This is a genomic window from Pandoraea sp. NPDC087047 (genome assembly GCF_044745225.1).
GTDB lineage: Bacteria > Pseudomonadota > Gammaproteobacteria > Burkholderiales > Burkholderiaceae > Pandoraea.
The window spans coordinates 133,783-156,318 of sequence record NZ_JBIUZU010000007.1 but is presented as its reverse complement, the minus strand read 5'-3'; the positions used below and the strand labels follow the sequence as shown (position 1 = coordinate 156,318).

Here is a 22,536-nt window from a genome sequence, read left to right as displayed (position 1 = left end):
CACGGGGGATCCTTGAATTCGTCAGAAATGAATACGTTATTGCTTGTCGGCGGGCGGCGCGGCCTTGCCCCACGGGTTCGGTAATTGCGCATTGGCGTAGCCGGAGACGAAGCCCTTGCGCTCGCCCGCTTCGGTAAACACGCTGCGGTGCACCGCGCCGATGTTCGCGCCGTAGACATGAATGCTCACCGACACGCGGTCGTCATAGGCATTGCTCACGCGGTGGATATCGCCCCGGCGCGGCGACAGCACCTCCACGTCGCCCGGCGTCAGACGCACCGGCTCGCCCGCCACGACGGGCACGCCCTTCGCGTCGAGCACATACGGTTGCGAGTCTTCCGCCCCGCGCAGCATGCCGATCAGGCCCCACACGGTGTGGTCGTGAATCGGCGTGCGCTGGCCGGGGCCCCAGACGAAACTCACAATGGAAAAGCGCTGCGCGGAATCGCAGTGCAGCAAATATTGTTGGTAATGCTCCGGGTGCGGCGTCGCGAATGCCGTGGGCAGCCAATCGTCGCGCGCGACGAGTTGAGCCAGCAGCCCCGCGCCCTCTTCGAGCAGCGTCGTCTCATGCGGACGCCGTTCCAGCAAACGCGAGAACGCCGCGACAAAGGTGCGCAGCGGATCCAGCGCGTCGTAATCATGTGCAGGCAAATCGCGCGACAGGGCGATGCCATTCGATACTGCGGTCATACCTGTCATCCCCGTGATTCGGAGTTCCGAAAAGCAGCAAGCGCGCGCCGGCCGGCCGCGCTCAGAATCGTGTCGTTTTGCGGCGTGTGGATACGGCTGCACAGCACGTCGCGATGAAAGCGCTCAAGCGGGTTGTTGCGCGAGAGCCCGTGGTTGCCCGTAAGCTGCAGGGCCAGTTCGAGCACCCGGATCGCATTGCCCGTCACCGTGAACTTTAGCGCACCGCTGGCAATGTCGTCATCGGGTTCACCCGCATCGGCCGCCTGGGCCGCCGCATCGAGCAGACGCTGGTTGACGTGAAGCAAGGTTGCGATCTCGCCCGCCGTCTCCTGCACGCGCGGCAGGCTCGCGAGCGGCGCGCCAAGGTTGCCGGGCACGCGGGTGTTCAGGAACGAGACGAGCCAGTCCACGCCCGCACGCGCTACGGCGTCGTAGAGCGTGCCGAGCAGCACGCTCGTCCACGCCTGTTGTTCGACGTGCGCATCGTTATCCCGTTGACCGGTGCCCGCTGGCGCCCATTCGTTCGGCAGCCGAATATCGACCGCATTGCCGAAAGGCAGATCGATGTCCTCGAGAATGACCTCGTGACTGGCGGACGCGCGCAACCCGAGGTGATCCCAGCTCGGAACGACGCGAATGCCGGGGCGATCCGGCGAGTCCTCGGAACCTGCGGGACGCGGCACCAGAAACACGCCGATGCGCGGCTGCGCTTCGTCAGTGCGTGCCCAGACCGACAGCCAGCGCAGCGCCGGAATGCCCGTGCAATAGAGCTTGTGCCCGGACAGGCGCCAGCCGGTTTCCGTGCGTCGCGCCACGGTCGACGGCAGGCCGCCGCGCGCGGGCGTGCCCAGATCGGGCTCGACGCGCAGCGCATTGACCAGCGCGCCCTCACGAACGGCGCTCTCGAATACGGCCTGACGTTGCGCCTGCGGCCAGCGCGTGCTGGGGCGCACGAGCGAGCGATGCTGGAGATACGTCATCGTCAGCACGAGCGCCGTGGCCGATTCGCCGGCAGCGATGGCCCCAACGATACGACGCGCCGTCGCGAGCCCGCCACCGCCGCCGCCAAGCGCGCGCGGCACCACTTCGGAGATCAGGCCGTGACGGTGCAACAGCGCGAAGTTGTCGAACGGGAAGCGCGCATCGCGATCGAGCAACGCAGCGCCTTCGGCCAGCGCCCGTGTGATCGGCGGAAGCAGCGTGTCCAGTTGCGCCAGACGCGCGGCCCCCTCGGCGCGAGGCAAAGGCAGCACCGCCCCTGAAAGTGCGAGACCGGGAGAAGACATGATTTTGGAATAAGCAAATACGCGTTTGACGCAGGGTGCGCCTATCTACGCAGTGTCCCTAGCGTAAGGCCCGGCGCGGCGTCACCCAACCATCCATATCGAATAATCTTTGCGGAAATGATTATTTAACGGCCGAAGATTGTTTGCGTAGGCTCACTCCCATTCACCGTCTGTTCCGATCGATGGGCGTGTAGCGCAAACCGACCCACGTCGCCGTGCACGCGTCCCTCACCCCACAGGAGAACGTCGTTCATGAGCGTCGAGATCATCGGCATGATCCAAAGCAGTAAGCAATCCGAAATACATCCGAAGCGTGGTCCTGCCGTCGACCGCGATTATGTGCGCAACTTCGCGCGCGCCCACGAGCAATCCGGCTTCGATCGCATTCTCGTGCCGCATCACTCGACGAGCCCGTCGGCCACGCTCACGATTGCTTACGCGTCGACCGTGACCGAGAACATCCACTTCATGCTCGCGCACCGTCCGGGGTTCGTCGCGCCGACGCTGGCCGCACGCCAGATCGCCACGCTCGACCAGTTCAGCGGCGGACGTCTGGGCGTTCACTTCATTTCCGGCGGCTCCGACGAAGAGCAACAACGCGACGGCGACTTCCTCCTGCACGACGAGCGCTATGCACGCACCGACGAGTATCTGAGCATCCTGCGCCGCATCTGGACGGAAGACACGCCCTTCGATCACGACGGCAAGTATTACCGCTTCAAGCAGGGCTTCTCCGAAGTCAAGCCGGTGCAGCAACCGCATGTGCCGATCTTCTTCGGCGGCGCCTCCGAAGCTGCGCTGGAAGTCGCGGCCAAGCATGCGGACATCTACGCGCTGTGGGGCGAATCGCTCGATCAGGTGCGAGACATCACCACGCGAGTGCGCGCAGCCGCTGCCGTATATGGCCGTGTACCGCGTTTCTCGGTGTCGTTCCGCCCGATTCTGGCCGAGACCGAAGCGAAGGCCTGGGAGCGCGCCGACAAGATTCTGGCGCAGGCCAGGGCCATTCGCGACGCCGCCGGTCTGCCGCAAGGCTCGGCGTTGCAAAGCGAGGGGGCGCGACGTCTGCTTGCCGCGGCCGACAAGGGCGCGCGTCTGGACAAGGTGCTCTGGACCGAAATCGCCAAGCTCATCGGCGGACGCTCGAATTCGACGGCGCTCGTCGGCACGCCCGAGCAAGTCGCCGATGCGCTGCTCGACTATTACGACCTCGGCGTGAGCACGTTCCTCATTCGCGGCTTCGACCCGCTGGGCGACGCCATCGACTATGGCCGCGAGCTGATCCCGCGCCTGCGCACGCTTGTCGCCGAGCGCGACCGTCAGAACGACGCCACGCGCCGCGCCGCGTGAGCGGTTCAGTCCCCCACAACACTCGACGATTAGGAGAAACCCACATGGCTGCCGTTCTGCCCGTCGACACCCACGGTTTCGGACGCACGACGTCCACCCCCATCGCGCCGACGCGCACCACGCCGACTGGCCTCGTGCTCAACGCCACGCCGCAGCAGCGCTTCTGGTTCGATGCGCCGCCCGTGCGCAGCGATATCCTCGCCGAGCGCCGTCATCGTCAGACGCGTCTGGCCGCAGCGTTCCGTATCTTCGCGCGCCACGGCTTCGATCTCGGGCTGGCCGGTCACATCACTGCGCGCGATCCCGAGCTGCCCGACCACTTCTGGGTCAACCCGCTCGGCGTGCACTTCTCTCGCATCAAGGTCTCCGACCTGCTGCTCGTGAACGCCAGGGGTGAGACGGTCGTGGGCGATCGTCCGCTGAACAAGGCGGCCTTCGCGATTCACGCGGCCATTCACGACGCGCATCCGCATCTGGTCGCCGCCGCGCACACGCACTCGACTTATGGCAAAGCCTGGTCGACGCTGGGCCGCGCGCTCGACCCGCTCACGCAGGACTCCTGCGGCTTCTTCGAGGACCACGCGCTGTTCGACGACTTCACCGGCATGGTGGTCGACGACAGCGAAGGCAACCGTATCGCAAACGCGCTGAACAAGCCCGACGGCAGCGGCACGGTCAAGGGCGTGATCCTGAAGAACCACGGCATTCTCACCGCCGGCCCGACGGTCGAGGCCGCCGCGTGGTGGTACATCGCGCTCGAGAACGCCGCGCACACCCAGTTGCTGGCCGAAGCGGCCGGCACGCCGCAGCCCATCGACGAAGCGACGGCGCGTCACACACACAGCCAGGTCGGCGGCCCGGAAGGCGCGCTGTACTCGTTCGAGAGCCTCTACGAGGGACTCGTCGCTGCCGAGCCGGATTTGCTCGACTGACATTTTTCGACGTACGCCAAGGGTGTGCGCCGTCGGCATGCCATGACACACACCGGCACTTGCACCCGCCCATAAACATCAGAAATCAACAGGGGAGTCGTATCCATGAAGTTTCGTCATACCGATAGCATCGATAACGCCAATAACACCGCGAACGCCGTGAGCACTGCCCACGCAGCCGAGATTGCCCCGCAAGCCGACGTCCACACCGGCCGCCGCAAAGTGCTGCGCGCAGGCACGGCCGTCGCCCTCGCCGCCCCGGCACTGCTGCTCGGGCGCAAAGCGTGGTCGCAGCCGAAGAAGCTCACATTCGCGTGGAACCAGAACTCGTTCTGCCTGACGCCCATCGTGGCCGCCCAGGAGCGCGGCTTCTTCGAGAAGAACGGCCTGCAAGTCGACCTGATCAACTACAGCGGCTCAACCGACCAGTTGCTTGAATCCATCGCCACGGGCAAGGCCGACGCCGCCGTGGGCATGATTCACCGCTGGCTCAAACCGCTCGAATCGGGCTTCGACGTGAAGATCATCGGCAGCTCGCACGGCGGCTGCGTGCGTCTGCTCGGCGCGAAAGCCGCGGGCATCACGTCGCTCGCAGCGCTCAAGGGCAAGACCGTCGGCGTGTCGGATCTGGCCGCGCCGGGCAAGCACTTTTTCCAGATTCTGCTCGCGAAGAACGGCATCGACGCCGAGCGCGACATCACATGGCGTCAGTACCCGGCGGATCTGCTCGGCGTGGCCGTCGACAAGGGCGAGATTCAGGCGATTGCCGACGGCGATCCGAATCTGTACCTGCTGGAAAAGCGCAGCAACGGCGCTTACGTCGAACTGGCAACGAACCTCAGCGGCGAATACGCCCGCAAGGTGTGCTGCGTGATCGGCGCACGCGGCGATCTGGTGCGCAACGACCGTGCGGCAGCGAGTGCGCTTGCGCGCTCCATCGTGCAGGCCACCGAGTTCGTCAACGAGAACCCGAACGAAGCCGCGAAGATCTTCGCCAAGTACTCGCCGAAGATCAGCCCGGAAGACCTGCGCAAGCTGTACGCAACGCTCACGTATTCCCATCACCCGACCGGTGTGGATCTGCGCGACGAAATCGCGTACTTCGCCGACGACTTCCGTCGCATCGGCGTGCTCAAGAAGACGACCGATCCGCAGAAGCTGGCGCAGCATGTCTACGCCAATGTGCTCGGCTAACTTTGCTCATCTAGGAAGGGCGACCATGAGTGCCATTCTCGACAACGCGGCGCTGCACGGGGGCTCCCCCGCCTGCGCGCTGGAATTGACGGAACAGACCGAGGGCCCCGCGCTGCGCGTGCCCGTGCCACGTTTCGACGAAACCGAAATCGATCAGTTGTTCGCTGCGCCGCGCACGTCGGCGTTGTGGGGCGTCGGCTTCGCAGCGGCGCTCGCGTGGGCCGCCTTCGCCGCACTCACGCTACGCTGGCCCAACAAGGTCGTGGGCTTCTCGGACTGGGCGTTTACCGACGAGTTGGGCGTGTTCGCGCTGGCTGTGGCCGCCCTGCTCGCCGTGCTGTCGGTCGCGGGCCGTGCCACACCGCCCCTGCTGCGTGTGCGTGAAGCACTCACGGGCGCCGGGCCGTGGCTCGTCGCCATCGCGCTCGCGCTGTCCGCCTGGGAAATCCTCACGGCAAAGACCGGCGCATTGCCCACGCCCTTCTTCGCGCCGCCGCAAGCGCTCATCGAGGTCTATACGGAAGACTGGCGACGTCTGGGCGACAGCGCAGTGAACACGCTCAAGCTGCTCGGCATTGGCTTCGGATTCGGGGCGATTGCGGGCTTTCTGATCGGCGTGTCGATCGGCTGGTCGCGCGCCATCGGTTATTGGGTGCACCCGGTGTTGCGTGTGCTCGGTCCCGTGCCTGCCACAGCGCTCCTGCCGCTCACGTTCTACTTCTTCCCGTCGAGCTATTCCGCTGCGGCCTTCCTGATCGCACTGTCGACGGCGTTTCCGGTCGCGGTGCTCACATGGTCGGGCGTCGCGGGTGTCAACAAGAGCTATTACGACGTGGCCCGCACGCTCGGCGCGTCCGAAGCGTTTCTGGTGCTGCGTGTAGCGATTCCGGCCGCGCTGCCGAACGTGTTCGTCGGCCTGTTCATGGGGCTGGGTGCATCGTTCTCGGTGCTCGTGACGGCCGAGATGATGGGCGTGAAGTCCGGTCTGGGCTGGTACCTCACGTGGGCGCAAGGCTGGGCGTCTTACGTGAACATGTATGCCGCGCTGATCGTCATGGCCCTGCTCTTCTCCGGCGTCATCACGCTGCTCTTCACCGTGCGCGATCGCGCCCTCGCCTGGCAGAAAGGAACCGTCAAATGGTAAGCGCCGCCACCTCCTCTCCTACGTTCGCAGGGCCGGACGCCGGGCTCCCGGCGTCGGCGCAAATCGACGCTGCCCCTTCGCCGGCCCCGGCCAACGAAGCCGGTGCGCAGATCGACATTCAGGGCGTGAGCCACTGGTTCGGCTCCCGGCAAGCGCCGTTGCAGGTGCTCGACGGCGTCGACCTGAAAGTGGCGCCCGGCGAATTCGTGGCATTGCTCGGCCCGAGCGGTTGCGGCAAGTCCACGCTGCTGCGACTGGTGGCCGGACTGGAGACGGCCACGCGCGGCACCATCACGCAGGACGGCACCGCCATCACCCGCCCCGATCCGTCGCGCATCGTCGTGTTTCAGGACCCGACGCTGTACCCGTGGCGTACGGTGCGGGACAACGTCGCCCTCGGCCTGCAAGCGCGCGGTGTGCTCGCCCGCGAGCGTCAGCGCGTGGGGGCCGCGCTGGCGCGCGTTGGCCTTTCCGAGTTTGCCGACGCTTTCCCGCATCAACTCTCCGGCGGCATGGCGCAACGCGTGGCGCTCGCCCGCGCCCTCGTCAACGATCCACGCCTGCTGGTGCTCGACGAACCGCTGGGCAAGCTCGATTCGCTCACGCGACTGACGATGCAAAGCGAACTGGTCGATCTGTGGCAGCGCGCGGGCTTCTCCGCCCTGCTCGTCACGCACGACGTCGAAGAAGCGCTCTTTCTTGCGCAACGTGTGATCGTGTTCAGCCCGCGTCCGGCGAAGATCGTGGCGGAGCTGCACGTCGATCTGCCGTATCCGCGCCATCGCGGCGACGCTCGCATTACCGAACTGCGCCACGAAGCGCTCCGACATCTGGGGCTCGATGCAAGCTGGTAAATGGGTCAGATGGCGCAAATGGTTCGGCAAGTGCCTTGGCAAGTCCGCAGATCGTAATGTCATGACGCAGGTGAAGTCCGCTGTCCGGCCGTCATCGGGTCGCCTCCGCACGGAGCGAGCCCGATGACGTCGCCGCCCTCTCATCTCTGGCTCAATGCCCTGCTTCAGGCGTTGCAGTTCGTGCAGTCCACGTGGCTCGGCACGCTCTACACGCTCGGCATTACCGACGACTCTCACGGTGCTCCCGCCTGGCCGTGGGGCCTGCGTATCGCCGGGGAAAATCTCGTCATCGACGTCGCCCTCGCCCGTCAGTTTGCGTGGACGCTGGCGGCCATCGCGTTCGCCATCGTCTGCCTGCTGGTCGCCCTGTTCTGGCGACGCGCGTGGCGCTGGCTGAGCGTTGCCGCGATCGGCGCGCTGGCGTTGGCGCCATGGCCGTCGCCATCGTTGTGGCTGACGGCCGCCGTGCCTACCAGCTTTCATATCAGTCCGACGGGATTCACGGTGCAGAGCATTGCGCGCGGATCTCGCGTCTATGCGGCGCAATGCGCTGCGTGCCACGGCGCGGACGGACGCGGGGAAGGCCCGCTCGCCGCGACACTGAACCGCTGGCCGCCCACGATGGCGAGCGGCCTGCTCGGCCGTCGCGCCGATGGCGAACTGTTCTGGCACGTGCTGTACGGCATGCGCGACGACCACGGGGTGACCATGCCCGGGTTCCTCGGGCGTCTGAGCGACCGCGAAGTCTGGGCCGCACTCGATTACATGCGCGTACTCTCCGCATCGGCGGGAATGGCCGCAGGCGGTAGTTGGCCTGTACCGATTGCGTTGCCGTCGGTCAGCGTGAAATGCGCCGATGCGCCCGATCGGCAAGTCTCTGCCTGGCGCGGTAACCAGCGGGTTCGCGTGGTGGCTATCGACGCCTCGCACCCGGCACCGTTCGAAGACCCACGATTTCTCACGCTGCTGGTTCAGCGCAGCGCCGCGCAGGCACCGGTTCAGGCGCAGACGCCAACGTTCAAAGCGATTCGCACAGCGGCGGCGCCAAGTGCCGAGCGCGCACCCGTCAACGTCACACCGCTCTTCGGCGTGCGGGCGGACTGCGTTGCCGACTCGCCGCAGGCCTGGCAGGTCTTCGCGGAAATCGCCGGGGTATCGCCGTCCGGTCTTGCGGGCACCGAATGGCTGGCCGACCGTGACGGCTGGCTGCGCGCCCTCGCCCCGGCGGGACGTCGCGGCTGGGCCGACGGCGGGCTGATGTGCACGACGACGACAGCCCTGCCCGACGGCGCACAACCTAGCCCGCGAGCCGATCCCCTCACCGCCACGCTGCGCCAGATGGACGACGACCCGGTGCGGTTCGTCAAAGGCGGCTTCGTGCATTAGCGATTCGCTGCCGTCCGCTGCACTCGCTCACCCGTTTCACTCCTTCATCGATCCACCACCGACTTTCACCATGACGATTTCCCGACGCCGGTTTCTGCAATACGTGACGACTTCGAGCGCGGCAGGCGCACTCACTACCCTCGCGCTGCCCGGCGTGTCCTACGCGCAATCGGGTCGCCCCGTGCTCAAGGCGGGCGACCAGAAGGGCGGGCTGCGCACGCTGCTCGAAGCCGCCGACGAACTCAAGCAACTGCCCTACGACATTCAATGGACGGAATTCCCCGCCGCCGCGCCGCTGGCCGAGGCACTCAACGCGGGCGCGGTCGATTGCGGGCCGATTGGCGACGCGCCGGTCATCTTCGCCTTGTCCGCAGGCGCAGCGATCAAGATCATCGGTGCGAATCGCTCGGACGCATACGGCACCGCCGTGCTCGTGCGTCCCGACGCCACACTGCGCAGCGCCGCCGAGCTCAAGGGCAAAAACATCGGCACGACGCGCGGCTCGATCGGCCACTTCGTCACACTCAAGGCGATCACCGCGGCCGGGCTCTCGCCGAGCGACGTCAACTTCCGGTTCCTGCCGCCCGCGGACACCATCACGGCGCTGGCCAGCGGATCGGTCGACGCCTGGGCCACATGGGAGCCGTACACGGCCGTGGCCGAGACGACCGGACGCGCCCGCGTGCTCGTGAACGGCCGGGGACTCTGGTCGGGGCTGAGCTATCTCGCGGCAACGGACGCGGCCATCGCCGCCAAGCAGGAAGTGCTGCGCGACTTTCTGTCGCGCGTGGTGCGCGCGCAGGTCTGGTCGTATCAGCACGTCGATGCCTTCTCGGCAGCGATGGCACGCATCATCGGCATTCCGCCCGAAGCCGCGAAGCTCCAGTTCTCGCGACGCGCCACGAAATGGCGCAATCTCGACGACGCCCTCGTCGCCGAGCAGCAACGCACGGCCGACTTCTACTCGCAGGTCGGGTTGCTGCGTCAGCCGCTCGACGTCAAAACAACGTTCGACCGTCGCTTCCCCATCAAGGTCTAACGGTTTTTGACGGTTCGACGGCGTCAGGTCCGCCGGTGGCTCGACGGATGCCTTGCCGTCGTATTCGGCGCGGCGGGCTGGCAATTGCTGACATCTCCGCTGTAGTCGCGGCACTTGCGGACATTGGCGAGCCATCGACACGGCGCGATCGGAAATTACGGCGACCACCTGTGGTAGCGTGACGTTTTTGCACCTCATCGTGCTGCCCGGCCCTCCTCGCCGCGCCAAGCCCCTGACGCCATGCTCGATTTCGATGCCGACGCGCTGATGCGTCTCGTAACCACGCCCATGCCGTACGGCAAACACAAGGGCACCATGATCGCCGACCTGCCGGGCAACTACCTCAGTTGGTTCGCCCGCGAAGGCTTCCCGCCGGGCGATATCGGCCGTCTGCTCGCGCTCATGCACGAGATCGATCACAACGCGCTGGGCGAATTGCTCAAACCGTTGCGCGCCCGGGCGCAGGCCGCACGTCCGCGATAGCCGGGCGATGAGGGCCACGGCCTCCGATATCGTCAGCGCCGCGCGAGCATCGACGGCAGACGGCGTCGCACCCACTGCGTCTGCTGCTCGTGCGCGTGTGCGAGTTGCAGCACGGCGAGATCCGCCTGCGCGCGGCCGACGATCTGCAAGCCCATCGGCAGCCCGCGAACATCGAAGCCGACCGGCACGCTGATCGCCGGGAGTCCCGCCAGCGTCGGCCCGATCACGACTTCCATCCAGCGGTGATACGTATCCATCGGGCGGCCCGCGACCGACGTCGGCCAATGCGTTTCGGCTGCGAACGGGAAGACCTGCGCCGACGGCAACAGCAGGAAGTCGTAACGCTCGAACAAACGCGCCAGTGAGCGATACCATTCGCTGCGGTCGATGGACGCACGGAACACATCGGCGGCGCGCAAGGTCTCGCCGCCTTCGACTTCCCACCGCGCTTCAGGCTTGAGCTTGTCGCGCCGCGCCGGATCGGCGTACATCTCGCCCAGCGATCCATTCACCATCCAGTGCCGCAGCGTGAGCCACGTCCGCCAGAGTCGTTCGGGCGAGAAGTCGGGGGCGCACGGCTCGACCTCGCATCCCATCGCCGCGAAGTCGCCAAGCGCCGCCTCGCACAGTGCCATCACACCGTCTTCCATCGGCAGATACCCGCCGAAGTCACCCAGCCAGCCCAGCTTCACCCCCTTCACATCGCGTTGCAGCGCGCCCGCGACGAGTGAGGCGTCGTGAGCGAGCGAGAGCGGGCTGCGGGCGTCGTAGCCCGATTGCGTGACGAGGAGTTGCGCGACATCGGCGACCGAGCGTCCCATCGGACCTTCGGTGCTCAGTTGCTGAACGAAGACTTCCGGTGCGGGGCCATAAGGCACGCGCCCCTGCGACGGCCGCAAGCCGTAGACGTTGCCGTACGCCGCCGGATTGCGCAGCGAGCCCATCATGTCGCTGCCGTCGGCGACCGGGAGCATACGCAGCGCCAGCGCACTGCCCGCCCCGCCGCTGCTGCCGCCGGCGATACGCGTCGTGTCGTAGGCATTGCGCGTGATGCCGAAGACCGGGTTGTAGCTGTGCGAGCCGAGTCCGAATTCGGAGACGTTGGTCTTGCCGATGAAGATTGCGCCCGCCGCACGAATGCGCGCCACGCTGATGCTGTCCTGCGTATCGGGCGCGTCGAGCGTCAACGGCGATCCCTTGCGCGTGGGCAATCCGGCGCAGGCCGCGAGATCCTTCACCGCGTGCGGCATGCCGTGCATCCAGCCCAGATAGTCGCCCCGCGCCAGTTGACGGTCGCGCTCGTCGGCCTCGGCAAGCAATGTCTCGGCGTCACGCAGCGACACGATGGCGTTCACAGCGGGGTTGTATTGCGCGATGTGCGCGAGATAGACCTGCATGACCTCGCGGCAGGACACGCGACGGCGGCGAATGGCGTCTGACAAAGCCAGCGCGTCGAGCGCGACGATGTCGTTCAGGGACGTTTCCGACGTTGCATCCGAGCGGGCAGCGGCGGCCAGTTGGGGGCGCACAGAGGCCATGTGTGTCTCTCTCCTTGGCGGTGGCGTCGTCCAGTGCGACGCCGTAGTTTGACACGTCATTGTCGGTCAAACCCGCCAAGCCTGCCGAGGGAAAATTCAGCCCCCGCGGCAGGGGAGAAGCGTTAGTTCACATCTTCATCGATTCGGGTGCGCCCGGCGCCGTGCCTCGATGCTTTCATGCGCTTGGGTACGTCTGTATCTCGATGAATCGGCGGGTCGGTGACTCAGTGCGTCAGCGGATCGAGACCGGTGGACGCGATGTCTCTGGCCGCCGCCGGCGCCGCCATGTACGTCAGCAGCTTCTTCGCCTCTTCCGGATGCGGCGCCGTCACCGGCACACCACCGGCAAAGCGCGTGACCGATTGCAGCGACTCGGGAATCTTGCCCGCGTAGGCAATGCCCTTCACCGGCAGCAACTCGCTGACTTGCTGCAGACCCAGGGCGTAGTCGCCCGCCGCCACCTTCTCGGCCACCGGCGTCTTCTGCACCATCACCGCCTTGCCGTGCATCTGATCGGCAATTCCCAGCCTCTTGAACAGTTCGCGCTCGACATACACGCCGCTCGCGCTATCCGAGTAAGCCACCGACTTTGCCGCCAGCAGCGCAGTCTTGAGCTTTTCCGGCGTGCTGACGTCGGGCACCACGTCACCCGCCTTCACCACGACACCGATGCGCGAATCGGCCAGATCGACGCGCGAGTCCGCGCGCACCTTGCCTGCCTTGATGAGATCGTCAAGCGCGTAGCCGACCATGATGACGACGTCGGCCGACTCGCCGCGCGCCAGACGGTTGGGGATCGCCTCGGGCGCTTTGCCCATCGACGGGCCCCACGCCGTGTCGACGTGATCGCCGCTCGCCGCTTCGAACTTGGGCAGCAGCCGCTTGTACGCGGCGGTGAAACCGCCGGAGTTCATCACGTGCAGATCTTCCGCGCTGGCGGGCACGGCGCCCATCAGCATGGTGAGAACGATGCCGGCGCTCAGCGCACGCAGTGCGACCCGCAGACGTCGCGTCGAAATTACTTTCATGGTGTTGTCTCTCTCTCGATGATTTTTGTGAGGTCAGTGAGGTGTCAGCCTGTGGCGAGTGTGGCGCGGGTGCGTCCCTGCCCGCCACGGCTGCCTCGGTAGAGCGCGAGCGTCGCGCAGATCGCGCATAGCGCCGCGAAGCTCATCCAGTAGCCGGGGGCGGCCTTGTCGCCCGTGGCGTGAATCAGATACGTCGACAACGCGGGCGTGAAGCCGCCGAAGATCGCCGTCGCCAGGCTATAAGCGAGCGAGAAACCGGCCACGCGCACGTCCGGCGGCATGACTTCGGTCAACGCCGGAATCATCGCGCCGTTGTACATGCCATACAGGAACGACAACCACAGCAGCGCGACCAGCATGCGCGTGAAGCTCGGGGCCTGCACGAGAAACGAGAGGACCGGGTAGGCGCTCACCAGCGTGAGACCCGCGAAGAGCAGCAACACGGGACGGCGGCCGATACGGTCGGACAACGCACCGCCGATCGGCAGCCAGATGAAGTTCGACACACCCACGCACAGCGTGACGAGCAGCGCGTCGGCGCTCGACAGATGCAACACGCTCTTGCCGAACGTCGGCGCATACACGGTGATCAGGTAGAACGCGGTGGTGGTCAGCGCAACGAGCATAGTGCCGCCGATCACAACACCCAGGTTGGCGGCCATCGAACGGAACACTTCACGCACCGACGGGTGACGCTTGCGTTGCTTGAATTCGTCGCTCTCTTGCAGCGAACGGCGCAGCGCGAAGATCACCGGCACGATCATGCAGCCCACGAGGAACGGCAGACGCCAGCCCCACGCGGCAATCTGTTGCGCGGTGAGCGTGAGCGACAGCGTGAAGCCCAGCCCCGCCGACACGACGATGGCGACCTGCTGGCTGGCGGACTGCCAGCTCGTGTAGAAGCCCTTGCGGCCCGGCGTAGCGATTTCCGCCAGATACACGGACACGCCGCCCAGTTCGGCACCGGCCGAGAAGCCTTGCAGCAGACGGCCGAGCAGCACCAGCACAGGCGCTGCCAGACCGATGGTTTCATAACCCGGCACGAAAGCAATGAGAATCGTGCCGCTCGCCATGATGCCCAGCGTCGTGACCAGCCCTTTACGGCGGCCGACGTTATCGATGTAGGCGCCCAGCACGATGGCGCCGAGCGGTCGCATCAGGAAGCCCGCGCCGAACACGGCGAAGGTCAGCATGAGCGAAGCGAAATCGCTGTCCGTCGGGAAGAAAACGTGGGAAATCTGGGTGGCGTAGAAACCGAACAGGAAGAAATCGAACTGCTCGAGGAAGTTGCCGGCAGTAACGCGCACAACGGCGCCGGCTTTCGAGTGGGTACGCGTTACCGCGTCTTGGGGGCGCTGTGACATGCGCTGTCTCCGTGTTGCCTGCGGCCCGGGGGGTCGGGCCACCAATAATCGTCGCATTGCGTCTCTGCCAGGGACGTGTCGGGCCGTCACGGACGCTTTTTGAAGCCGCCATGTTGCGCCCCCGCTACCCCCTTGTGAATTGCAAGTTTTGGAAAGATTGATGCGAACACGCTATCAATCGTACGATGCTAATGCGCCTACCGAGTGGTAACACGGTACACTCTGCGCCGCCCCGGCTGCCCCGCGCCGAAACACTGCATACATGCTGCAGACGCTTTGCTGTCAAGGGTTTCGGGGCAACGCCCGGCGTTTGCACGCCCTTTTTTCTCCCCCATGTCATGGCGATCAACTTCGATCTGAACGATTTGCAGGCCTTTCGCGCAGTTGCGCAACTCGCGAGCTTTCGCCGCGCGGCCGAATCGATCCATATCTCGCAACCCGCCCTATCGCGCCGCATCGACAAGCTCGAAGACGCGCTGGGGGTCAAGCTCTTCGAGCGCAGCACGCGGCGCGTGGCGCTGACCAACGTCGGGCGCGCATTTGCTCGCGACGCCGAGCGCATTCTCGACGACCTCGACAACGCGCTGCTCGGCATTCGCGACGTGGCGTCGTCGAGCCTCGGGCATGTGACCATCGCCTGTGTGCCCTCGGCGGCGTACTACTTCATGCCGCAGGTGATCTCGCGCTATCACCGGGCGTTCCCACGCATTCGCATCTCGGTGTTCGACGCGAGCGCCAACGAGGTGCTGGCCGCCGTGGTGAACGGCGACGCCGATTTCGGGCTGAATTTCATCGGCAGTCAGGAACCGAACATCGAATTCAAGCTGCTGTTGCAGGAGCGTTATGTCGCGGCGTGCCGGCGCGATCATCCGCTCGCGGGCAAGAAACGGGTGACGTGGCGCGAGCTTTACGAGTACGACTACATCACCGTGGGCAAAGTCTCGGGCAACCGTCTGCTGCTCGATCAGGCGTTGACCGGCTTGCCGCAGCGCCCGCCGAGCATTTGCGAGACACAGCACGTCACCACGATGATCGGGCTGGTGGAAGCCGGTCTGGGCGTGGCGGCCGTGCCGACGATGGCGATGCCCGGCGGCGATCATCCGCTGCTCACGGGCGTGCCGCTGGTCGATCCGGTGGTCACGCGCCGCATGGGCATGATCCGCAGCAAGGCGCGGGCGCTCTCGCCTGCGGCGGCGCAACTGTATCGCTACGTGGCGGAGATGAAGGTGCCGTCGCGACGCCGTTCGAACGGCGACACGCTGACGCCGGATATAACCGACGCGCCGTGATTGCACGCACCGAAACACTTTGTTACCCGTCTTACGAGAAGTGAAACATTGGGTCGACGGCGGGGCGGCAAGGCGTCTTTATACTTGCGTCGCGTCAAACCGAATCGAACTCAAGACTCATGCTCAAGCGAATTTTCCCGTGGATGGCGATCGCCGTCCTCACAGCAACGACTTCCCTGACGGCTTCGGCCAGTGATATGAACAATGCCCTCGGCGGTGCGCTGGGCGGTGTCGCGGGTGCGGCCGTCGGCGGCGCGCTCGGCGGCAGCACCGGTGCCGTGCTGGGCGGTGCGGTCGGCGGGGGCGCCGGCGGCGCGATGACATCGAATCGTCGTGAGCGCACGGGCGCGATCATCGGCGGTGCACTGGGTGGCGGCGCCGGTACGGCCGCAGGCAATGCGATGGGCGGACGCTCCGGCGGCCTGATCGGCGCGGCGCTCGGCGGCGGTGCCGGTGCTGCGCTCGGCGGCAACATGTCGCGCTCGAGCGCTTACGACGACGACCGCTATCGCGGCAAGCGCCGCGGCCATCGCAAGCACCATCACTAAGCACGCGGCATCGGCGAGTGCCGGGACACGATCCCGGCCCGTCGCTTCAGACGTCTGAAGCGCGCCGACTCACGCGGCCTTACGCACCCTCACGCGCCCTCACGCGCCCTCACGCACCCTCACACGCCCTCGCGAGCCGCGAAACGCTCACGTGCGGCCTGCATCATGTACAGCGTGATGCGTTTGACCTCGGCCTGACTCTCGGCGATGTGCGCACCGATCATCTTCTGCGCCAGCGCTGCGTCACCGGCCACAATCGCCTTGAGGATCGCGGCGTGCTCCCTGTATGTCGCGGCAACGCGGGGCTTCTTGGTGAAATCCAGCCGCCGGATGATGCGGATCTTCTCCGTCACTTCCTCGTGCATGCGGGCCATTTCCTGATTGCCGACGGCGGCGACGAGCCGTGCATGAAACGCTTCGTCCATTGCGGCTACGGTCGCGGCGTCCTCCAGTTGCTGTCTGAGTGGCACGCACCACGTCTCGCGCAAGGCATCGAGACGCGACTGCGCGCCGATTTCCACGATCTTCGCGACCGCTGTGGTCTCCATCATCACGCGAATCTCGTAAAGGTCTTCGAAGTACTTGAAGTCGAAGGCCCGCACCTGCCAGCCGCTTCGGAAATGCACTTCGACATACCCCTCGCGTTGCAGCCAGAACAACGCCTGCCGCACCGGCGTGCGGCTCACGCGCATGCGCGTCGCGATATCGCCTTCGCTGAACCTGTCGCCCGGCAGCAAACGAAAATCGAAGATATCCGTCTTCAGTTGCACGTAGATCTGCGCGGCGAGATTGCTCGCGCTTTTGGCCGTACCGGCCGGTGAGCGGTTATCCGTCATTGACGTTTCGACTGTGGGGTTCGGTTCGGGGACCATGCGCGCGCTCATTCCAGCGACACCAACGGCTCGCCTGCGTTGATCGTCATCCCCGGCAGGCAATGAAACTGCCTCACGGTGCCGTCGCGCGGTGCGCAGACCTGGAATTCCATCTTCATCGCTTCGAGGATCAGTAACGGGTCGCCCGCGCAGACGTTCGCGCCCGGTGACGTCAGCAGTTTCCAGACGCTGCCGGTGATATCCGCCGACACGGTCGCATCGCTCGGATCGATGGCCTGCGCGCGCTCGAGCGCCGCATGCGCATCGGCATCCCCGGCCGCCCCCGCATCCGTCGCCCAGCGCGCCACTTCGGCATCGAAGGCGCGTTGCTGAGTGTTCCGGAACGCCGCGAGTTCGGGTTCGATCCGCGCGAGGAAGTCATTGTATTCGCCCAGATCGAAAACCTCTTCCTCGATTCGCACGGCGCTGCGTCCCTCGCGAAAATCGTTACGCAGTGTGTCGAGCTCCGGCTCGCTCACCGGGTAGAAGCGCACCTGATCGAAGAAGCGCAGCAGCCACGGCTTGCCGTCGATGAACACTTCGTTTTTCAGGAACTTGTTCCAGATCGGCAGCGTGCGGCCTACCAACTGATAGCCGCCCGGCGAGTCCATGCCGTAGATGCACATGTAGACACCGCCAATGCCGACCGTGCCCTCTGCGGTGTATGTCCGCGCGGGGTTGTATTTCGACGTGAGCAAGCGGTGGCGCGGGTCGACCGGCACAGCGCACGGCGCGCCAAGGTAGACGTCGCCCAGCCCCAGCACCATGTAGCTCGCGTTGTAGAGCACGTCGCGCACGTCGCCGACCGAGGGCAGGCCGTTGATGCGCCGCATGAACTCGGTGTTGCTCGGCAGCCAGGGGGCGGTGTCGCGCACCGATTGACGGTAACGCGCGACAGCGTCGAGCGTGGCCGAATCTTCGAATGCCATCGGCAGATAGACGACACGGCTCGGCACCTTCATCGTCGCAATGTCGGCGAGCAAGGCGTCGGCGATGCGCAGCGCATGCACGAGCGCATGCTGCGGGATGACGCGCGAGTCGTATCGCACCTGGAGTGAGCGCACGCCCGGCGACAGCTCCTCTACGCCCGCCACCGGATGCTCGCGCAGCGCCTCCATGAGCGCATGCACGCGAAAACGCAGGTTCAGATCGAGCACGTTCTCGCCGTACTCGATCAGGATGTATTTGTCGCCTGCCTGACGGAAGACGGTCTTGGGATGCGTATCCTGCGCGGCGGCTTCGAACAGGATCGGGGCACCGCGCTCCGGGCTGAACGCCGGGGCGGGCGCCGTCGTCGCCTGCCAGTCGGCAAGCAGTGCGTCCTGCGAGCGTTCGAGCACGAGTGCAGCGTCGAACGTCATTTCACGGAAACGGATCTTGTCGCCCGGTTTGACCTGACCGACTTTCCACAACTCTGCGCGCGCGATGGTCGCGGCGCACACGAAGCCGCCGAGACTGGGGCCGTCGCGCGTCAGAATCACGGGCATGTCGCCGGTGAAGTTGATGCTGCCGATGGCGTACTCGCAATCGTGCACGTTCGACGGGTGCAGGCCGGCCTCGCCGCCATCGGCACGCGCCCACTGAGGCTTCGGCCCGCTGAGCCGAACGCCCAGACGGTTCGAGTTGTAATGCACCTCCCACTCGCTCGCGAAGAACGTCTCGATGGACTCGGGCGTGAAGAAATCCGGCGCGCCGTGCGGGCCGTAGAGCACGCCGATCTCCCATGTCTTGCCGTACGTGGGCACCAGCGCTGCGGGCAGTGGCGACGGCGCGTAGCGAGGCGCGAGGTCCGCGCAGGCCGGCAGGGTGATGTCGGCAATGGGGAGCACGTCGCCCAGGCGAAGCGTGCGGCCCGCGTGCCCGCCGAATTGTCCGAGCGCGAACGTCGAGCGGCTGCCGAGGTAGACGGGCACGTCCAGACCGTGACGCACCGCGAGATAGGTGCGGCAGCCACTCGTCGCGCGCCCGATGCGAAGCGTCTGGCCAGCCTTCAGGGCAATGGGCGTCCAGAAAGCGAGCGGCTCGCCGTCGAGATCGCCGTCGGTCGGTGCGCCCGTGAGCGCGACGACGGTGTCGCAATGAAAGCGCAGCGTCGGTCCCAGCACGGTTGTCTCGATGCCCGCTGCCTCCGGCGCATTGCCCACGATACGATTGGCCAGACGGAACGCCCAGTCGTCCATCGGGCCGGACGGCGGCACGCCGATATCCCAGTAGCCGACGCGGCCCGGATAGTCCTGCACCGTCGTGTAGGTGCCCGCTTCGACGACTTCAACCCCCTGCGCACGATAGACGAGATGGTCGAGGTAGCGCGTCGACACGTCGCCCGCGACGAAACCCTCGCTGTCGATCACGTGACGCAGATAGTCCAGGTTGGTCGCGATACCCGACAGACGCGTGTGCGCGAGCGCCTGTTTCATCTTCGCAATGGCGGCGGTGCGGTCTTGCGCGTGCACGATGAGTTTCGCCAGCATCGGGTCGTAATGCGCCGACACTTCGGTGCCCGTATCGACCCAGCCATCCACCCGCACATCTGCCGGGAAGTGAACTTCGGTCAAGGTGCCCGGACTCGGCGCGAAGTTGCGCAGCGCATTCTCGGCATAAATGCGAACTTCGATCGAGGCACCGCTGGACGTCACCCCTTGATCCAGCGCTGGCGGCTCACCCGCTGCCGTGCGAATCATCCACTCCACAAGATCCACGCCCGTCACGCACTCGGTGATGGCGTGCTCCACTTGCAGACGCGTATTGACTTCGAGAAAGTAGAACGCCTCTTGCGCCTGGTCGTAGATGAATTCGACGGTGCCGGCCGAGCGATAGTTGACGGCGCGGCCCAGGCTCGCGGCAGCGCTCAGCAAACGTTCGCGCACGGCGTTGGGAAGATTCGGCGCTGGCGTCTCCTCGACCACTTTCTGATTACGCCGTTGCAGCGAACAGTCGCGCTCGCCCAGCGCCAGAACATTGCCGCGGCCGTCACCGAAAATCTGCACTTCGACGTGCCGCGCGCGATCCACGAAGCGCTCCACAAACACGCCGCCATTGGAGAAAAACGATTGCCCGAGTCGCTGCACCGATTCGAAGGCGGCAACGAGTTCGGCTTCGTCGTTGCAGCGCGTGAGACCAATGCCGCCACCGCCAGCGGTGCTCTTGAGCATTACCGGATAGCCGATGGCGCGCGCCGCGTCGCGGGCGGCATCGACATCGGCCAGCAAGCCGGAACCCGGCGTGAGCGGCACGCCCGCCGCTTCGGCCAGCTCGCGTGCCGCGTGCTTCAAACCGAATTGCGCCATCTGCTCTGCGGTCGGGCCGACGAAGGCGATGCCTTCGGCTTCGCACATCTGCGCGAACGCAGCGTTCTCGGACAGGAAGCCGTAGCCGGGAATGATCGCCTGCGCCCCCGTCTGCCTGGCCGCGGCGAGAATGCGCTCGCCCTTGAGGTAGCTCTCGGCGGCGGTGTTGCCGCCGAGTGCAACCGCGATGTCGGCCGCACCGACGTGCCGACTGTTGCGGTCGGCGTCTGAGTAGACCGCCACGCTGCGAATGCCCATGCGCTTTAGCGTGCGCGCAATACGACAGGCGATTTCGCCACGGTTGGCGATCAGAACGGTATCGAACATGGTGTGTCCTTCAAGCGTTGGACGCCGTGGCAGCGCTCGTGTTGCTGGAGAGATCGGAGAGGCTGGCGATGTAGGCGGCCCAGCCGCCGAAGTCCGTGATGTCCCGTGCCTGATTCAAGCCGGATGGCTCGCAGATGAATCCCTTGACCTCGCGGCCATCGGCCAGCGTGACGTTACCGATGCCCAGCGGTGCGGGCACCCCGGCGACGAACGAGCCGAAGGTGTCGAGCGGCACGTCCCACAATTCGAGGCGAATGGCTGCGCCCGCGTCGGCACGCAGCAAGCCGGGCTTGGGCGGCGACGTGTTCGCGAGCGCGAACAGCCGGTAGTTGGCAGCGGTCGTCGTGCTCTCGACGAAGGTCGCGCCACGGCTCGTCAGTTCATGGTTGAGCGGCATGCCTCGCAGGTGCGCGCCGACCACGGCAACGCGGATCGTATTTGAGATCACCGAGGTGACATTGCGCGCCGCCGTTGACGCGCTCGCCTCGCGCGTCAACGGTTTGCCCGTTGCCCCTCTCGTCAAGCCAGTGGCGTGATGCCACTCGCCTGCGAATTCAGTCAGCGCGCGCTCGCGCCAGGCGTCGGCAATGAACGTGATGCCGAACGGCAGGCCGTCGTCGCGCAGACTCGCGGGCACGGAAAAGGCGCTCCAGTCCAGCAAGTTCACGAAATTAGTGTACTTGCCAAGTCGACTGTTCAGGCGCACTGGGTCGGCAAGCAGCGCGTCGATTTTGTAGTGCGTGGGGGCGGTCGGCACGAGCAACGCGTCGAACTGCGCGAGCACGGCGTCGGCGCGGCGCTTCAGGTCGGCCAGACGGTACAGGGCAGCGAACGTGTCGGCAGCGGAGAACGCCTTGGCCTTGAATATGATGTCGCGCACGACCGGGTGGATATCGGCCTCGTTCGTGTTGGCGAAGTCGCGAATCGCGGCGTAGCGTTCGGCCACCCAGGGGCCGTCGTAGAGCAGTTGGGTGACGTCGTCGAACAACGAAAAATCGATAGGCACGCAGGTCGCGCCGCGCGCTTCGATTTGGGCGATAGCCCATCGGAATGCCTTCTCGGCCTGCGCATCGCCGAAAAATTCGGGCGCTGCGGGAATCGCGAAACGCGGGGACGACGGTACCCGCCAGTGACTCGCTTTGGTCGGGGCTTCACGCGACAGACCGTCGGTCGCATCGAAGGCGGCAGCGACGTCGTACACCGCGGCGGCGTCGGCGGCGGTCGTCGCGAATACCGAGACGCAGTCGAGCGTTCGGCACGCGGGCACCACGCCGGTGTTGCTGAGCGCGCCGCGCGTGGGTTTCAGTCCCACGATATTGTTCAGGCCGGCCGGCACGCGTCCCGATCCCGCCGTATCCGTGCCGAGCGCGAACGGCACGATCCCTCGCGCCACCACGCTGGCCGAGCCCGAGCTGGAGCCGCCGCTGATGTACGCCGGATCGAACGTGTTGACGGGGATGCCATAGGGCGAGCGCACGCCAACGAGACCCGTCGCAAACTGATCGAGATTGGTCTTGCCGATGACGACAGCGCCTGCGTCGACCAGACGTTGCACGACTGTCGCGCTGACGTCGGGCGTGTAGGCAAATGCGGGGCAACCCGCTGTGGTTTCGAAGCCGGCGACGTCGATATTGTCTTTGGCCGCAAAGGGAACGCCGTAGAGCGGCAACTTTCGGATGTCTCGGCCGACAGCGTCGAGCCGGGCATCGAGTCGCGTCAGTTGTGCTTGCAGCGCGGCCGGCGTGACAACGGCAATCCATGCGGCGTCGCCGGGCACGAGCGATGCCGTCAACTCGCCAAGCAATTGCGCGGGCGTGGCCCCGTCACGGTAGGCGCTCAACCACTGCGAGATCGTCCATGCAGGCATCTGGTATTCCCTCTTGTGTACAAGTTTGGGGAATACCTATGCAAAGGGTGTGCCA

18 protein-coding genes are annotated in these 22,536 nt (G+C 65.8%); 10 read left to right on the top strand and 8 right to left on the bottom strand.

Features of this window, described 5'->3' with window-relative positions:
• Positions 1–36 precede the first annotated feature (36 nt).
• Positions 37–693: a cysteine dioxygenase gene (locus ACIPHM_RS15075; protein ID WP_400329463.1), complete on the bottom strand. Its 657-nt coding sequence runs from the start codon at positions 691–693 to the stop codon at positions 37–39.
• Positions 694–698: 5 nt separating this feature from the next.
• Positions 699–1,979, bottom strand: a complete 1,281-nt coding sequence (locus ACIPHM_RS15070) for an acyl-CoA dehydrogenase family protein (RefSeq protein WP_400329460.1) — start codon at positions 1,977–1,979, stop codon at positions 699–701.
• Positions 1,980–2,231: 252 nt separating this feature from the next.
• Here ACIPHM_RS15070 and ACIPHM_RS15065 point away from each other — a divergent pair, with 252 nt between their 5' ends.
• The 8 genes from ACIPHM_RS15065 (at position 2,232) to ACIPHM_RS15030 (ending at position 10,361) form a co-directional block, all read left to right on the top strand.
• Positions 2,232–3,329, top strand: coding sequence for an LLM class flavin-dependent oxidoreductase (locus ACIPHM_RS15065; RefSeq protein WP_400329457.1), 1,098 nt, complete (start codon positions 2,232–2,234; stop codon positions 3,327–3,329).
• A 44-nt stretch (positions 3,330–3,373) separates the two neighbouring features.
• Complete coding sequence (locus ACIPHM_RS15060; protein ID WP_400329455.1) at positions 3,374–4,261, top strand: class II aldolase/adducin family protein; 888 nt, start codon at positions 3,374–3,376, stop codon at positions 4,259–4,261.
• Positions 4,262–4,366: 105 nt separating this feature from the next.
• Positions 4,367–5,455 carry an ABC transporter substrate-binding protein gene (locus ACIPHM_RS15055; RefSeq protein WP_400329452.1) on the top strand — a complete coding sequence of 363 codons (1,089 nt, stop codon included), beginning with the start codon at positions 4,367–4,369 and terminating at the stop codon, positions 5,453–5,455.
• A gap of 25 nt (positions 5,456–5,480) precedes the next feature.
• Positions 5,481–6,599, top strand: coding sequence for an ABC transporter permease (locus ACIPHM_RS15050; RefSeq protein ID WP_400329449.1), 1,119 nt, complete (start codon positions 5,481–5,483; stop codon positions 6,597–6,599).
• Positions 6,593–7,453 carry an ABC transporter ATP-binding protein gene (locus ACIPHM_RS15045; RefSeq protein ID WP_400329447.1) on the top strand — a complete coding sequence of 287 codons (861 nt, stop codon included), beginning with the start codon at positions 6,593–6,595 and terminating at the stop codon, positions 7,451–7,453. The genes ACIPHM_RS15050 and ACIPHM_RS15045 overlap by 7 nt, the downstream gene beginning before the upstream one ends.
• Positions 7,454–7,576: 123 nt before the next feature.
• Positions 7,577–8,839, top strand: coding sequence for a c-type cytochrome (locus tag ACIPHM_RS15040; RefSeq protein WP_400329444.1), 1,263 nt, complete (start codon positions 7,577–7,579; stop codon positions 8,837–8,839).
• A 70-nt stretch (positions 8,840–8,909) separates the two neighbouring features.
• Positions 8,910–9,878 (top strand): ABC transporter substrate-binding protein, encoded by a 969-nt coding sequence (locus ACIPHM_RS15035; RefSeq protein ID WP_400329441.1) that lies wholly within the window; start codon positions 8,910–8,912, stop codon positions 9,876–9,878.
• Between the two features lie 240 nt (positions 9,879–10,118).
• The gene (locus ACIPHM_RS15030; protein ID WP_400329438.1) at positions 10,119–10,361 is read left to right on the top strand and encodes a DUF3820 family protein; all 243 of its coding nucleotides are present in this window, start codon (positions 10,119–10,121) and stop codon (positions 10,359–10,361) included.
• Between the two features lie 32 nt (positions 10,362–10,393).
• Here the strand turns inward: ACIPHM_RS15030 and ACIPHM_RS15025 are convergent, their stop codons facing one another.
• From ACIPHM_RS15025 to ACIPHM_RS15015, 3 genes are all read right to left on the bottom strand, one after another.
• Positions 10,394–11,899, bottom strand: a complete 1,506-nt coding sequence (locus tag ACIPHM_RS15025; RefSeq protein ID WP_400329436.1) for an amidase — start codon at positions 11,897–11,899, stop codon at positions 10,394–10,396.
• A gap of 224 nt (positions 11,900–12,123) precedes the next feature.
• Positions 12,124–12,858, bottom strand: coding sequence for a substrate-binding domain-containing protein (locus ACIPHM_RS15020; RefSeq protein WP_400330009.1), 735 nt, complete (start codon positions 12,856–12,858; stop codon positions 12,124–12,126).
• Positions 12,859–12,971: 113 nt separating this feature from the next.
• Positions 12,972–14,291 (bottom strand): MFS transporter, encoded by a 1,320-nt coding sequence (locus ACIPHM_RS15015; protein ID WP_400329434.1) that lies wholly within the window; start codon positions 14,289–14,291, stop codon positions 12,972–12,974.
• 338 nt (positions 14,292–14,629) lie between these two features.
• Between ACIPHM_RS15015 and ACIPHM_RS15010 the strand changes: the two genes are divergently transcribed.
• Together ACIPHM_RS15010 and ACIPHM_RS15005 are read left to right on the top strand one after the other, a co-directional pair.
• Positions 14,630–15,580: a LysR family transcriptional regulator gene (locus tag ACIPHM_RS15010; protein ID WP_400329431.1), complete on the top strand. Its 951-nt coding sequence runs from the start codon at positions 14,630–14,632 to the stop codon at positions 15,578–15,580.
• Positions 15,581–15,699: 119 nt separating this feature from the next.
• On the top strand, positions 15,700–16,128 hold the full coding sequence (locus ACIPHM_RS15005) for a hypothetical protein (RefSeq protein WP_400329429.1): 429 nt from the start codon (positions 15,700–15,702) through the stop codon (positions 16,126–16,128).
• A 119-nt stretch (positions 16,129–16,247) separates the two neighbouring features.
• Here ACIPHM_RS15005 and ACIPHM_RS15000 read toward each other — a convergent pair whose 3' ends face one another.
• The 3 genes from ACIPHM_RS15000 to atzF are packed head-to-tail and all read right to left on the bottom strand — an operon-like array spanning position 16,248 to position 22,481.
• Positions 16,248–16,964 carry a GntR family transcriptional regulator gene (locus tag ACIPHM_RS15000; RefSeq protein WP_400329426.1) on the bottom strand — a complete coding sequence of 239 codons (717 nt, stop codon included), beginning with the start codon at positions 16,962–16,964 and terminating at the stop codon, positions 16,248–16,250.
• A gap of 44 nt (positions 16,965–17,008) precedes the next feature.
• Entirely contained in the window at positions 17,009–20,614 is a 3,606-nt protein-coding gene (gene uca, locus ACIPHM_RS14995) for an urea carboxylase (RefSeq protein ID WP_400329423.1), read from the bottom strand.
• 10 nt (positions 20,615–20,624) lie between these two features.
• The gene (gene atzF / locus ACIPHM_RS14990; protein ID WP_400329420.1) at positions 20,625–22,481 is read right to left on the bottom strand and encodes an allophanate hydrolase; all 1,857 of its coding nucleotides are present in this window, start codon (positions 22,479–22,481) and stop codon (positions 20,625–20,627) included.
• Between the last annotated feature and the right edge of the window lie 55 nt (positions 22,482–22,536).

Excerpts from the sequence above, each read along its gene's own strand:
- ACIPHM_RS15075 (WP_400329463.1), bottom strand. The coding sequence starts at position 693 with ATGACCGCAGTATCGAATGGCATCGCCCTGTCGCGCGATTTGCCTGCA.
- ACIPHM_RS15070 (WP_400329460.1), bottom strand. The coding sequence starts at position 1,979 with ATGTCTTCTCCCGGTCTCGCACTTTCAGGGGCGGTGCTGCCTTTGCCT.
- ACIPHM_RS15065 (WP_400329457.1), top strand. The coding sequence starts at position 2,232 with ATGAGCGTCGAGATCATCGGCATGATCCAAAGCAGTAAGCAATCCGAA.
- ACIPHM_RS15060 (WP_400329455.1), top strand. The coding sequence starts at position 3,374 with ATGGCTGCCGTTCTGCCCGTCGACACCCACGGTTTCGGACGCACGACG.
- ACIPHM_RS15055 (WP_400329452.1), top strand. The coding sequence starts at position 4,367 with ATGAAGTTTCGTCATACCGATAGCATCGATAACGCCAATAACACCGCG.
- ACIPHM_RS15050 (WP_400329449.1), top strand. The coding sequence starts at position 5,481 with ATGAGTGCCATTCTCGACAACGCGGCGCTGCACGGGGGCTCCCCCGCC.
- ACIPHM_RS15045 (WP_400329447.1), top strand. The coding sequence starts at position 6,593 with ATGGTAAGCGCCGCCACCTCCTCTCCTACGTTCGCAGGGCCGGACGCC.
- ACIPHM_RS15040 (WP_400329444.1), top strand. The coding sequence starts at position 7,577 with ATGACGTCGCCGCCCTCTCATCTCTGGCTCAATGCCCTGCTTCAGGCG.
- ACIPHM_RS15035 (WP_400329441.1), top strand. The coding sequence starts at position 8,910 with ATGACGATTTCCCGACGCCGGTTTCTGCAATACGTGACGACTTCGAGC.
- ACIPHM_RS15030 (WP_400329438.1), top strand. The coding sequence starts at position 10,119 with ATGCTCGATTTCGATGCCGACGCGCTGATGCGTCTCGTAACCACGCCC.
- ACIPHM_RS15025 (WP_400329436.1), bottom strand. The coding sequence starts at position 11,899 with ATGGCCTCTGTGCGCCCCCAACTGGCCGCCGCTGCCCGCTCGGATGCA.
- ACIPHM_RS15020 (WP_400330009.1), bottom strand. The coding sequence starts at position 12,858 with ATGCTGATGGGCGCCGTGCCCGCCAGCGCGGAAGATCTGCACGTGATG.
- ACIPHM_RS15015 (WP_400329434.1), bottom strand. The coding sequence starts at position 14,291 with ATGTCACAGCGCCCCCAAGACGCGGTAACGCGTACCCACTCGAAAGCC.
- ACIPHM_RS15010 (WP_400329431.1), top strand. The coding sequence starts at position 14,630 with ATGGCGATCAACTTCGATCTGAACGATTTGCAGGCCTTTCGCGCAGTT.
- ACIPHM_RS15005 (WP_400329429.1), top strand. The coding sequence starts at position 15,700 with ATGCTCAAGCGAATTTTCCCGTGGATGGCGATCGCCGTCCTCACAGCA.
- ACIPHM_RS15000 (WP_400329426.1), bottom strand. The coding sequence starts at position 16,964 with ATGACGGATAACCGCTCACCGGCCGGTACGGCCAAAAGCGCGAGCAAT.
- uca (WP_400329423.1), bottom strand. The coding sequence starts at position 20,614 with ATGTTCGATACCGTTCTGATCGCCAACCGTGGCGAAATCGCCTGTCGT.
- atzF (WP_400329420.1), bottom strand. The coding sequence starts at position 22,481 with ATGCCTGCATGGACGATCTCGCAGTGGTTGAGCGCCTACCGTGACGGG.